The sequence below is a fragment of the Geodermatophilus sp. CPCC 206100 genome, from assembly GCF_048569675.1.
Lineage (GTDB): Bacteria > Actinomycetota > Actinomycetes > Mycobacteriales > Geodermatophilaceae > Geodermatophilus.
In genome coordinates this window covers 38,457-50,550 of record NZ_JAQISV010000048.1, presented here as the reverse complement: position 1 = coordinate 50,550, position 12,094 = coordinate 38,457, and the positions used below count along the sequence as shown (strand labels likewise).

The 12,094-nt window shown below is 75.0% G+C and carries 11 protein-coding genes; 7 read left to right on the top strand and 4 right to left on the bottom strand.

What is annotated here, in order from left to right:
• The first annotated feature begins 246 nt into the window (after window positions 1-246).
• The 4 genes from PGN05_RS20645 (at window position 247) to gcvP (ending at window position 4,958) form a co-directional block, all read left to right on the top strand.
• Window positions 247-432 carry a hypothetical protein gene (locus PGN05_RS20645; RefSeq protein ID WP_419754448.1) on the top strand — a complete coding sequence of 62 codons (186 nt, stop codon included), beginning with the start codon at window positions 247-249 and terminating at the stop codon, window positions 430-432.
• A gap of 117 nt (window positions 433-549) precedes the next feature.
• Complete coding sequence (locus PGN05_RS20640; RefSeq protein ID WP_419754447.1) at window positions 550-1,038, top strand: bifunctional nuclease family protein; 489 nt, start codon at window positions 550-552, stop codon at window positions 1,036-1,038.
• Window positions 1,039-1,323: 285 nt separating this feature from the next.
• Window positions 1,324-1,845, top strand: a complete 522-nt coding sequence (locus PGN05_RS20635; RefSeq protein WP_419754450.1) for a MerR family transcriptional regulator — start codon at window positions 1,324-1,326, stop codon at window positions 1,843-1,845.
• A 98-nt stretch (window positions 1,846-1,943) separates the two neighbouring features.
• Window positions 1,944-4,958: an aminomethyl-transferring glycine dehydrogenase gene (gene gcvP / locus PGN05_RS20630; RefSeq protein ID WP_419754446.1), complete on the top strand. Its 3,015-nt coding sequence runs from the start codon at window positions 1,944-1,946 to the stop codon at window positions 4,956-4,958.
• Window positions 4,959-5,095: 137 nt separating this feature from the next.
• Here the strand turns inward: gcvP and PGN05_RS20625 are convergent, their stop codons facing one another.
• Entirely contained in the window at window positions 5,096-5,299 is a 204-nt protein-coding gene (locus PGN05_RS20625; protein ID WP_419754445.1) for a DUF5999 family protein, read from the bottom strand.
• A 172-nt stretch (window positions 5,300-5,471) separates the two neighbouring features.
• Window positions 5,472-6,434 (bottom strand): type I pantothenate kinase, encoded by a 963-nt coding sequence (coaA, locus tag PGN05_RS20620; protein WP_419754444.1) that lies wholly within the window; start codon window positions 6,432-6,434, stop codon window positions 5,472-5,474.
• 88 nt (window positions 6,435-6,522) lie between these two features.
• On the opposite strand from coaA, the gene PGN05_RS20615 reads away from it, so the two are divergent.
• On the top strand, window positions 6,523-7,326 hold the full coding sequence (locus PGN05_RS20615) for a GNAT family N-acetyltransferase (protein WP_419754443.1): 804 nt from the start codon (window positions 6,523-6,525) through the stop codon (window positions 7,324-7,326).
• Between the two features lie 3 nt (window positions 7,327-7,329).
• Here PGN05_RS20615 and PGN05_RS20610 read toward each other — a convergent pair whose 3' ends face one another.
• Entirely contained in the window at window positions 7,330-8,235 is a 906-nt protein-coding gene (locus tag PGN05_RS20610) for an LppW family protein (RefSeq protein ID WP_419754442.1), read from the bottom strand.
• 76 nt (window positions 8,236-8,311) lie between these two features.
• Entirely contained in the window at window positions 8,312-8,857 is a 546-nt protein-coding gene (locus tag PGN05_RS20605; RefSeq protein WP_419754441.1) for a YbhB/YbcL family Raf kinase inhibitor-like protein, read from the bottom strand.
• 141 nt (window positions 8,858-8,998) lie between these two features.
• On the opposite strand from PGN05_RS20605, the gene PGN05_RS20600 reads away from it, so the two are divergent.
• Window positions 8,999-9,733 carry an HAD family hydrolase gene (locus tag PGN05_RS20600; protein ID WP_419754440.1) on the top strand — a complete coding sequence of 245 codons (735 nt, stop codon included), beginning with the start codon at window positions 8,999-9,001 and terminating at the stop codon, window positions 9,731-9,733.
• The gene (locus PGN05_RS20595; protein ID WP_419754439.1) at window positions 9,730-12,093 is read left to right on the top strand and encodes a glycoside hydrolase family 65 protein; all 2,364 of its coding nucleotides are present in this window, start codon (window positions 9,730-9,732) and stop codon (window positions 12,091-12,093) included. Before PGN05_RS20600 ends, PGN05_RS20595 begins: the two co-directional genes overlap by 4 nt.
• Window position 12,094: the final 1 nt, after the last annotated feature.

The window sequence follows — 12,094 nt, the reverse complement described above, 5'->3', positions numbered from 1 at the left end:
ACCTCCCGCTGAAGGTGATCAAGGAGCACCTGGACGCGCTCGGCCGCCGCGGCGGAGGAGGCCGCGGCCCTGCCGGCCGGGGAGTTCGCCCGGGCGGCGGGGCTGGAGCCCGAGCAGCTGGCCGCCTGCGTCCAGTTCGGCCTGCTGACCGCCGACGCCGAGGGCAGGCACCCGGCGGCTGACCTGCCGATCGCCCGGGCCGCCGCCGGCCTGGCCCGGCACGGGATCGAACCCCGCCACCTGCGCGTGTACCAGAACGGCGCCGAGCGCGAGGCCGGACTGGTCGAGCAACTGGTCGCGCCCGTGCTGCGGGCCCGCTCCGAAGAGGCCCGGACCCGGGCCACCGAGAAGCTGCGGGAGCTCGCGGCGCTGTCCGCGCAGCTGCACGGCGCCTTGCTGGAGGCACGCCTCCGGGACCTCCTGCGCCCCTGACAGCGGCGTACCGTGGACGCGTCGGGTCCGGGGGGACCGGCACCGGCACCCCGCCCGTCCACCAGCCGCCACGACCGATCCACCGCCTTCCCGGGCCGCAGCTGAGGGAGCCCCACCGTGCAGGAACTCAGAGTCGTCGGGGTCCGGGTCGAGCTGCCCGGGAACCAGCCGATCCTGCTGCTCAAGGAGACGCAGGGCGAGCGGTACCTCCCGATCTGGATCGGCGCCGTCGAGGCCGCCGCGATCGCGTTCGAGCAGCAGGGCGTGCGGCCGGCGCGGCCCATGACCCACGACCTGCTCAAGGACGTCGTCCGCGCGTTGGGCGCGACCCTCGAGGCCGTGAACATCACCGAGATGCGCGACGGGATCTACATCGCCGAGCTGGTCTTCGGCGACGAGCGCGTGGTCAGTGCCCGGCCGTCGGACGCCGTCGCGCTCGCCGTCCGCATCGGCGCGCCGATCTTCGGCGCCGAGGAGTTGCTCGACGAGGTCGGCATCGAGATCCCCGACGAGCAGGAGGACGAGGTCGAGAAGTTCCGCGAGTTCCTCGACCAGATCTCCCCGGAGGACTTCGGCGCCGGCTCCGGCTCCGGCGGCGCTGCCTGAGCGGAGCGCAGGCCTCCGAGGACGATCCGGTTTCGAGTCGAGTCCGCGGCTGTAGCTGCCGATACCCCCCGGATGGATGAGTGCAGCGACACGCCGCCCGCCTCAGTTGACCGGTCACTGACCCCGGCTTACGGTCGGCGAACAACACCGGTGTGACACGAGGGACTCCGTCCCGGGCGCTCGGACCGGGGTTCCCGCGGTGAGGCGCTGCGGGATGCAGAGGAGGACGCTGACGTGAGCGACCAGAGCAACGGCTCCCAGGGTCAGCTCTTCAGCGACGCCGCCGTGGGGGCACCGTCCTACGACGAGGTCGACACCGACCTGGTCGGGTACCGCGGCCCGACGGCGTGCGCCGCTGCCGGCATCACCTACCGCCAGCTGGACTACTGGGCCCGTACCGGTCTGGTCGCCCCCTCGGTGCGCAGCGCGACCGGCTCCGGGACACAGCGGCTGTACTCCTTCCGCGACATCCTCGTGCTCAAGGTCGTCAAGCGGCTGCTGGACACCGGCGTCTCCCTCCAGAACATCCGCAAGGCCGTCGACCACCTGCGCAACCGCGGGATCAAGGACCTCGCCAACGTCACGCTGTTCTCCGACGGCGCGACGGTCTACGAGTGCACCTCCGCCGAGGAGGTCGTCGACCTGCTCGCCGGCGGGCAGGGCGTGTTCGGCATCGCCGTCTCCGGCGCGCTGCGCGAGCTGTCCGGCGAGCTCGCCGAGCTGCCGGCCGAGCGGATCGACGGCGGCCCGCTGCACCCGGCCGACGACGAGCTCTCGCTGCGCCGTCGCCGCCGCGCCGCCGGCTGAGGAGGGACCCCCGCCGCTCGCGGCGAGCCCCTGCAGAGGGCCGCGCACCGTGGCGGTCGTCGACGGTCCGTCCGGCCGCTGCGCGGTAGCGTTCGACGGTGACCGAGCGTGCTCCGCTGTCCGGATCGCTGCCGTCCCTGACCGCCCTGGACCCCGCCGGGTCCTTCGCCTCCCGGCACATCGGCCCGAGCCCGGCCGGGACCGAGCGGATGCTCGCGGCGGTCGGCTTCCCCTCGCTGCAGTCACTGGTCGACGCCTGCGTGCCGGAGGGGGTGCGGGACCGGTCGGCCCTGGACCTCCCGGCGGCCGCGGACGAGGCGACGGTGCTGCGGCTGCTGGCTGAACGCGCCGCGGCCAACGACGTCTACACCTCGATGATCGGGCTGGGGTACTCCGGCACCGTCACGCCGGCGGTCATCCAGCGGGCGGTCCTGGAGAACCCCGCCTGGTACACCGCCTACACGCCCTACCAGCCCGAGATCAGCCAGGGCCGGCTCGAGGCGCTGCTCAACTTCCAGACGATGGTGGCCGACCTGACCGGGCTGCCGGTCGCCGGCGCCTCGCTGCTCGACGAGGCCACCGCGGCGGCCGAGGCGATGACGCTGGTCCGCCGGGCCGGGCGGCGCGGGGGCGGGCGGAGCGACGACGACTCCGCCGTCTTCGTCGTCGACGCCGACACCCTGCCGCAGACACTGGCGGTGCTCCGCACCCGCGCCGAGCCGCTCGGCATCGGCCTGCACGTCGCCGACCTGGCCGGCGGGTGGCCTCCCGACCTGCCGCCGGCCGGTGCGTTCGGCGTGCTGCTGTCCTGTCCGGGCGCCAGCGGTGCCGTGCGCGACCACCGGGCGCTGGCCGCCGCCGCGCACGAGGCCGGCGCGGCGGTGGTCGTCGCCGCCGACCTGCTCGCCCTGACCCTGCTGGAGGCGCCGGGGGAGTGGGGCGCCGACGTCGCCTGCGGCACCAGCCAGCGGTTCGGCGTCCCCCTGGGCTACGGCGGACCGCATGCCGGGTACCTCGCGGTCCGGGAGGGCCTGGCCCGCCAGCTGCCCGGCCGGCTCGTCGGGGTGTCGGTGGACGCCGACGGCGACGTCGCCTACCGGCTGGCGCTGCAGACCCGCGAGCAGCACATCCGGCGGGAGAAGGCGACCAGCAACATCTGCACCGCCCAGGTGCTGCTCGCCGTCATGGCCGGCGCGTACGCCGTCCACCACGGTGCCGAGGGGCTGACCGCCATCGCCGCGCGGGTGCACCGCAGCGCCCAGGCACTGGCCGGCTGGCTGCGGGCGGGCGGCGTGGACGTCGTCCACGACCGGTTCTTCGACACCGTGCTCGCCCGGGTGCCCGGCCGGGCCGCCGACGTGGTGGCCGCCGCCGCGCAGCGGCGGGTCAACCTGCGGCTGGTCGACGCCGACACCGTGGGCGTCGCCTGCGACGAGACGACGACCGTCGAGGTCCTGCGGACGGTCGCCGGGGCGTTCGGCGTCCCGGCCGACGACGCCGTCCTGGGCGCGGACGGCGCCGACGCGCTGCCGCCGGAGCTGCGGCGGCGCACCCCGTTCCTCACCCACCCGGTGTTCTCGGCGCACCGCTCGGAGACCGCGCTCCTGCGCTACCTGCGGTCACTGGCCGACAAGGACCTCGCGCTGGACCGCACGATGATCCCGCTGGGCTCGTGCACCATGAAGCTGAACGCGGCGGTGGAGATGGCCGCCGTCACCTGGCCGGAGTTCGCCCAGCTGCACCCGTTCGCCCCCGCGGAGCAGGCCCGCGGCTACCGGCAGCTCATCGACGAGCTGTGCGCCGGGCTGGCCGAGATCACCGGCTACGCGGCGGTGAGCGTGCAGCCGAACGCCGGGTCGCAGGGGGAGTTCGCCGGCCTGCTGGCCATCCGCGGCTACCACCGCTCCCGCGGGGAGGCGCACCGCGACGTCTGCCTGATCCCGTCCTCGGCGCACGGCACCAACGCCGCCAGCGCGGTCATGGCGGGCATGCGGGTCGTGGTCGTCGCCTGCGACGAGGCCGGCAACGTCGACCTCGCGGACCTGCGGGCCCGGGTGGCGGAGCACGCCGACCAGCTCGCCGCGCTCATGATCACCTACCCCTCCACGCACGGGGTCTTCGAGGCCGACATCCGGGAGCTCTGCGCGGCGGTGCACGACGCCGGCGGCCAGGTCTACGTCGACGGCGCCAACCTCAACGCGATGGTCGGCCTGGCGCGGCCGGGCCGGTTCGGCTCCGACGTCAGCCACCTCAACCTGCACAAGACCTTCTGCATCCCGCACGGCGGCGGCGGGCCGGGGGTGGGGCCGATCGGCGTCCGCGAGCACCTGGTGCCGTTCCTGCCGGGACACCCGCTGGTCGACACCGGCGCCTCCGGGCCGGCGGTGTCGGCGGCGCCGTGGGGCTCGGCCGGCATCCTGCCGATCTCCTGGGCGTACCTGCGGCTCATGGGCCCCGACGGGCTGCTGCGGGCGACGGAGCACGCCATCCTGGCCGCCAACTACGTGGCGGCCCGGCTGCGGGAGCACTACCCGGTGCTCTACACCGGCGCGGACGGGCTGGTCGCCCACGAGTGCATCCTCGACATCCGGCCGCTCACCAAGGCCACCGGGATCACCAACGACGACATCGCCAAGCGGCTGGTGGACTACGGCTTCCACGCGCCCACGATGAGCTTCCCGGTCCCCGGGACGCTGATGGTCGAGCCGACCGAGAGCGAGGACGAGGCCGAGCTGGACCGCTTCGTCGAGGCGATGACCGCCATCCGCGGCGAGGTCGAGAAGGTCGCGACCGGCGAGTACGACCGGACCGACAACCCGCTGCGCAACGCGCCGCACACCCTGGGGATGCTGGCGGGGGAGTGGGGCCGGCCCTATCCCCGGGACGTCGCCGTCCACCCGGTGCCGGGCCTGCGGGGTCGCGGCTACCTGCCGCCGGTGCGCCGCGTCGACCAGGCCCACGGGGACCGCAACCTCGTCTGCTCCTGCCCGCCGCCGGAGGCGTTCGCCGAGCCCGGACGCGAGCCCGCCACCCGGCGGCCCGCCCAGGTGCCGGGCGCCGCGGACGACCGGGGGACCGCGGCCGAGCCGGTCCGGGCCGGCGCCCCGGCCTGAACCGCGTTCCGGTGCCGGCCACGGGGTCGGCGGCGGTCGGTCGTGCCCCATCGTGGACCGTTATCCCCAACACACGCGCCGCCGTACCGGGGGCCGTCGGGAGGAGCAGTGAGAAAGGCAGCGAGGAGACGGCGCGCTCAGCCGGCGGTCAGCTGCGGCGTCCGCCAGGAGCGGTGGCCGTCGACGGCGCGGCCGTCGGGGAGCAGCTCGCCGTCGTCGTCGAACAGGACGACGCCGTTGCAGAGCAGGTTCCAGCCCTGCTCGGGGTGGCTGCGTACGACGGCGGCGAGGTCACGCAGGTCGCTGTCGGGCGTGGGGCAGGGCGTGAGGTGGGAACACATCGGGGGTCTCCGATCGGGGCCGGCAGGATGGCCGGTTCACTCAGTGTGCGTGTCCGGTGACCGGACGCTGCGAGTGTGCGCCGCCTCGGGTGTGGCTGTCAGGTGACGAAACTCACCACCTCACCCCATCGGGTCCGTCACGTCTCGCCATGCCGGGCTGCGGGCACCGACCTCAGATCTTGCGGAGCAGCACCCGCCGCACCTCGTGGTCGGCGGCCTTCTGCAGCACCAGCCGGGCGCGGGAGCGGGTGGGCGCGATGTTGTCGCGCAGGTTCGGGCCGTTGACCGCCGCCCAGATCCCCACCGCGGTCTCGCGGGCCTGGTCGTCGGTGAGGCCGGCGAAGCGGTGGAAGTAGGCGTCGGCGTCCTGGAACGCCGTCCGGCGCAGGGCCAGGAAGCGCTCGACGTACCAGCGCTGGATGTCGGACTCGGCGGCGTCGACGTAGACGGAGAAGTCGAAGAAGTCGGAGAGGAAGATGTCGGGCGCGCTGCCGTCGGCGCGGCGGCCGGCCTGCAGGACGTTGAGGCCCTCCAGCACGAGGATGTCCGGCCGGTCCACGACCTGCCGCGCCCCGGGCACGACGTCGTAGGACGAGTGGTCGTACAGCGGGGCGCTCACCACCTCGCGCCCGGACTTCACGTCGGCGAGGAAGCGGACCAGCGCCCGCCGGTCGTAGCTCTCCGGGAAGCCCTTGCGGCCCAGCAGGCCCCGGGCCTCGAGCGCGGCGTTGGGCAGCAGGAACCCGTCGGTGGTCACCAGGTCGACCCGGGGCTGGTCCGGCCCGGCGCCGAGCAGGGTCTGCAGCAGCCGGGCGGTGGTGCTCTTGCCGACCGCGACGCTGCCGGCGACGGCGATCACGTAGGGCACCTTCTCGGTGCTGTCGCCGAGGAACTCGCTGCGCGCCGCCCACAGCCGGCGGCTGGCCTCCACGTGCAGCCGGAGCAGGCCGGCCAGCGGCAGGTAGACGGTGGCCACCTCGTCGAGGTCGATGCGGTCGCCGAGCGTGGCCAGCTCCCCGAGCTCCGCCTCGTCCAGGGGGAGGGCCGTCCCGGCTGCGAGGGCACGCCACGAGGCGCGGTCGAAGACCGCGTAGGGCGAGACCTGGGGTCGTGTCCCTGCCGTCACGGTGCCCATGGTGCCGTCCGTCCGGCACGTCACCCGCCCGGGGGTCGTCCCGGGCCGCTGGGCTCCTGGAGCTCCGCCGCCCGTCTAGGGTGCCGGTGTGGCCACCTCGCCCGGGCTGCTCGAGGACATCGAGCGGTACTTCACCACCGCGGCGCGGACCGACGGCCGCATCGACTCCGTCGGTGCCATCGACGTGCCGGTCGGCAGCCCGGTGTGGCCGCACCCGGCCCGGCCGCGCCGCGGCGAGACCGTCTCCGCCGACGACGTCCGCGCCGTCGTCGAGCGCCAGCGCGCCGCCGGCCTGCCGGTGGCCCTCGAGTGGATCTGCGAGTGCTCCCCGACGGCCGCCGCCGCCGTGCGCGAGGCCGGCCTGGCGGTGGAGGAGTCCCCGCTGCTGGTCGCCGCCGACCCGGTCGAGCTGCTGCTGCCCTCCGGGGTGCGGCTGTACCTGGTCGGCGCCGACGACCCCGAGCTGCCCCGCTACCTGGAGCTGGCCGCCATCGCCTTCGCCCACCCGGGTCCGCGCGCCGACGTCGGCGACCCGGCGGTCGGCGCGGCGCCGGAGTCCCCCCGCACGGCGCGGCTGCGCGAGCGGATCGCCACCGGGCGGACGGTGATGATGGTGGCCGTGGAGGACGGCGAGCCGGTCGCGGTCGGGTCGCACGCGCCGGTCGACGTGGACGGCACCGAGATCAGCGAGATCACCGGGGTGGCGACCCTGCCCCGGCTGCGCGGCCGGGGCCTGGGCGCGGGCCTGGCCTCCGCGCTCGCCGCGCACGCCCGGGAGAGCGCCGACCTGGTGTTCCTCGTGGCCGGGGACGACGACGTCGCCCGCGTCTACGAGCGGGTCGGGTTCGCGCGGCTGGCGACGGTCGGGGTGGCCGACCTGCCCGACGCCTGAGCGTCAGGGAGTCCCCGGCGGCGGGACGGCCGCGAGCGGCCGGGCGGCCGCGCTGAGCGCCGCGCGGCCGGCGTCCCAGCCCACCGACCGCGGCACCTCGCTGAGCAGCACCACCACCAGCCCCTGGACGACGCCGACCGAGTGCAGGTGCCGTTGGCCGCCCAGGCAGCACATCCAGCCCTGCTTGACCGCCGGCGTGGCGGGGGCGGTGCCGAGCAGGCCGAAGCGCTGGTCGAAGCCGTCGGCGCCCTGCGGAGCGGCGGCGGTCATCCAGCCGGTCAGGGTGGCGGCGTCGTCGGGGGCGGCCACGACCGGCAGCGCCGCGAGGAACCGGGCCAGGTCGCGCGCGGTCGTCGTCGTCTCCCCCCACTGTCCCGAGGCCCGCGGCGGAGCGGTGGCGCGCAGGCCGTACCGGACGGCGACCTCCCGGACCAGGCCCGGGCCGTCGAAGCGCACCCACATCTGCGAGGCGGCGGGGTCGCTGGACCGCGCGATCATGTCCTGCAGCGTCGCGAGATCGCCGGGGGAGAGGGCCACCCGACCGGTGCGCGCGCGGTGCAGCAGCCCCTCGGCCACGAACAGCTTGACCAGCGACGCGGTGGGGAACACGCGGTCGGCCTGCCCGTTGTCGGCGGTGGCCGACACCAGCCGGGCGGTGCGGGCCTCCAGCGCCCGCGCGGTCAGGCCCGCCACCCGGCCGTGCTGCGGGGTGATGACGACGGCGAGCGTGCCGGGAGACCCGAACGCGCCGGCGGCCTCGGCGACCGCGTTCCCCAGCGCGGGCGCGCTGGCCGCCGCGGGCCGGGCCGGCAGCGCGGCCAGCGACAGCGCGAGGACCATCACCACCGGCAGCAGCACCGGCACACGGGTGCGCTGCAGGCCGAGTCGGGCGGGCACGGCCCCGGGCATGCCCTCATGGTGCGACCCCCGTGCGAACGGAGGTCAAAACTTCAAGCACCCGAGGCGTGTCCCTCACGCCGCGGAGTCAGTCCTGTGCGTAGGTGGCGACGAGGGTCGCCCGTCCGAGTGTCGAGGTGAACAGGGTGAACCCGAGCACCGCGGGGGTGGTGTCAGGCGTGACGTCGAGGGTCTCGGTGTCCACGGCGTGCACGGTCACGTAGTAGCGGTGCGGTCCGTGCCCGGACGGCGGTGCGGCGCCGACGTACCCGGGGAAGCCGGCGTCGTTGCGCAGCTGCACCGCACCCTCGGGCAGGCCGGACCCCTCCCGGTCGCCGGCACCGCTGGGCAGCGCGGTGACCGACGCGGGGATGTTGGCCACCGCCCAGTGCCAGAACCCGCTCTGGGTGGGGGCGTCGGGGTCGTACACCGTGATCGCGAAGCTCTTGGTGCCCTCGGGGAAGCCCGACCAGGACAGCTGCGGGGAGCGGTCCTCGCCGCCGGCGCCCATGACCCCGCTGACGTGCGGCTGGGACAGCGGCTGCCCGTCGGCGCAGTCGCTGCTGGTCACCTCGAAACCCGGCACCCGGGGCAGGAAGTCGAACGGGTTCGGCGGCGTCGGCCGGTCGGCCATGGCGGTCCTCTCCTCGGACTCGGCGGCGGGGCGGGCGTGCCCCGGGCCGACCCTAGGGCGGGGGAGGGACGGCGCGCGCGTCGGTGATCACCGACGCCCTCCGGACCGGCGGCCGTCCCCGCGCGCCGGTACCGTCGCCCCGTGCTCGGCCTCCCTGGCGTCATCCGCGCCTGCCTGTTCGACCTCGACGGCGTCCTGACGCGCACCGCGACCGTGCACATGGCGGCCTGGAAGCGCACCTTCGACGAGTTCCTCCACCGCCGGGACCCGCAGCTGCCGGAGTTCACGCAGCAGGACTACAACCGCTTCGTCGACGGCAAGCCGCGCCTGGACGGCGTGCGGGACTTCCTCGCCGGCCGCGGGATCACGCTCCCCGAGGGAGGGCCGGAGGACCCCGCGGACGCCGAGACCGTGCAGGGGCTGGGCCGGCGCAAGAACGAGCTGGTCCTGGCCGAGTTGGACGAGCACGGGGTCGAGGTCTACCCCGGGTCGGTGCGGTACCTGCGCGCGGTCAAGGACGCCGGCCTGGCCACCGCCGTCGTCACCGCGTCGGCCAACGGCGCGCAGGTGGTCCAGGCCGGCGGCTTCGCCGACCTCATCGACGCCCGGGTGGACGGCGTCGTCGCTGCCGAGCAGCGGCTGCGCGGCAAACCCGCCCCCGACACCTTCCTCGCCGGGGCGCGGGCGCTGGGGGTGGACCCGGCCGCGGCGGTGGTGTTCGAGGACGCCCTCGCCGGGGTGGCCGCCGGCCGGGCCGGGGACTTCGGCTTCGTCGTCGGCGTGGACCGGGTCGGGCAGTCCGACGCGCTGGCCGCCTCCGGCGCCGACGTCGTCGTCCGCGACCTCGCCGAGCTGATGGGGGAGGAGGGGGCGTGACCCAGGGCCGGCCCACCTTCCCCCTCGAGCCGTGGTCGCTGACCGAGATCGGCCTCGACCACGCCTCGCTGGCCGTCCACGAGTCGATCTTCGCCCTGGCCAACGGGCACCTCGGCATGCGCGGCTCGTTCGAGGAGGGGGAGCCGGTCGTCGTCCCCGGCACCTACCTCAACGGCTTCTTCGAGGAGCGGCCGCTGCCCTACGCCGAGGCCGGCTACGGCTTCCCCGAGCAGGGGCAGACCGTCGTCAACGTCACCGACGGCAAGCTGATCCGGCTGCTGGTCGGTGACACCCCGTTGGACCTGGCCTACGGCGAGATCATCGACCACCGCCGCACCCTCGACCTGCGCCGCGGGGTGCTGCGCCGCACCACCGAGTGGCGCTCGCCCAACGGCCGCACGGTGACGGTGACCAGCACCCGGCTGGTGTCGCTGCGCCGGCGGTCGATCGCCGCCATCGAGTACAGCGTCGAGTGCACCGACGGCCGCGGCGACCTCTACGTGGCCCTGCAGTCGGACCTGCTGGCCAACGAGCCGGTGGACAGCGGCAGCGAGTCCGACGACCCGCGGTCGGCGGCGGCGCTGGCCCGGCCGCTGGTCAACGAGATGGCGGTGGCCCGCGGCCAGCGTGCCGTCCTGGTGCACCGCACCGCGCGCAGCCGGCTGCGCATGGCCGCCGGCATGGACCACGTGGTGGACGTCCCCGACAGCTCCACCCAGGACATCGAGTCCGGCGAGGACCTCGCCCGCTTCACCCTCGCCGCCCGCCTGCCCCAGGGCTCGGCGGTGCGGATGGTCAAGTACCTGGCCTACGGCTGGTCCTCCCGGCGGTCGGCGGCGGCCCTGCGCGACCAGGTCGAGGGGGCGCTGGCGACCGCCAAGCTGGCCGGGTTCGAGCGGCTGCTGCGGGAGCAGCGGGAGGTGCTCGACCAGCACTGGATGCACGCCGACGTCGAGATCGAGGGCGACGACGAGCTGCAGCAGGCGGTGCGGGTCGGCGTCTTCCACCTGCTCCAGGCGGGGCTCCGGGCCGAGCGCCAGCCGATCCCGGCCAAGGGCCTGACCGGACCGGGGTACGACGGGCACACCTTCTGGGACACCGAGACCTACGTGCTGCCGGCGCTCACCTACATCGCGCCGGAGGCCGCCCGCGACGCACTGCGCTGGCGGCACTCGACGCTCGAGCTGGCCCGCGAGCGGGCCCGGGTGCTCGGCCTGCGGGGGGCCGCCTTCCCGTGGCGCACCATCCGCGGCGAGGAGACCTCGGGGTACTGGCCGGCCGGGACGGCGGCCTTCCACATCAACGCCGACATCGCCGACGCCGTCGTCCGCTACCACAACGCCACGCAGGACGAGGAGTTCGACCGCGACGCCGGTGCGGAGCTCTTGATCGAGACCGCCCGGCTGTGGGCCTCGCTGGGCCACTTCGACGAGGAGCACGGGTTCCGCATCGACGGGGTCACCGGCCCCGACGAGTACACCGCCGTGGTCGACAACAACGTCTACACGAACCTCATGGCGCAGCGGAACCTGCGGGAGGCGGCCGCCGCGGTGCAGCGCCAGCCCGACGTCGCCGGCCGGCTCCTCGTGAGCGACGACGAGGTGCGGGACTGGCGGCGCGCCGCGGACCTCATGGCGGTGCCCTACGACACCCGGCTGGGCGTCCACATGCAGTCCGACGCGTTCACCCACCACCAGGAGTGGGACTTCGAGAAGACGCCGCCGGACTGCTATCCGCTGCTCATGCACTACCCGTACTTCGACATCTACCGCAAGCAGGTCGTCAAGCAGGCCGACCTCGTCATGGCGTTGCACCTGCGCGGGGACGCCTTCACCCACGAGGAGAAGGTCGCCGACTTCGCGTACTACGAGGCCCGGACGGTGCGCGACTCCTCCCTGTCGGCGACCCAGCAGGCGGTGGTCGCCGCCGAGGCCGGGCACCTGGAGCTGGCCTACGACTACTGGGGCGAGGCCACCCTCACCGACCTGCAGAACCTGCACGGCAACTCCGGGCACGGCCTGCACATCGCCTCGCTGGCCGGTGGCTGGACCGTCGCCGTCGCCGGGTTCGGCGGGATGCGCGACCACGACGGGCACCTGACCTTCGCCCCCCGGCTGCCCGAGCGGATCACCCGGCTGGGCTTCCGGCTCAACTACCAGGGCCGCTGCCTGGCGGTCATCGTGACGCCCGACCAGGCGACCTACCGGCTGACCGAGGGCGATCCGCTCGATGTCCACCACCACGGCCGCCGGATCACCGTGGACGAGAACGAGTTCACCGCGCAGATCCCGCCGGCCCCGGAGGTGGAGCCGGTGCGCCAGCCGGCCGGGGTGGAGCCGCGGCGGCGCGGGCGCAGCTGAG

Excerpts from the sequence above, each read along its gene's own strand:
- PGN05_RS20625 (WP_419754445.1), bottom strand. The coding sequence starts at position 5,299 with ATGTGTTCCCACCTCACGCCCTGCCCCACGCCCGACAGCGACCTGCGT.
- coaA (WP_419754444.1), bottom strand. The coding sequence starts at position 6,434 with ATGGGCACCGTGACGGCAGGGACACGACCCCAGGTCTCGCCCTACGCG.
- PGN05_RS20610 (WP_419754442.1), bottom strand. The coding sequence starts at position 8,235 with ATGCCCGGGGCCGTGCCCGCCCGACTCGGCCTGCAGCGCACCCGTGTG.
- PGN05_RS20605 (WP_419754441.1), bottom strand. The coding sequence starts at position 8,857 with ATGGCCGACCGGCCGACGCCGCCGAACCCGTTCGACTTCCTGCCCCGG.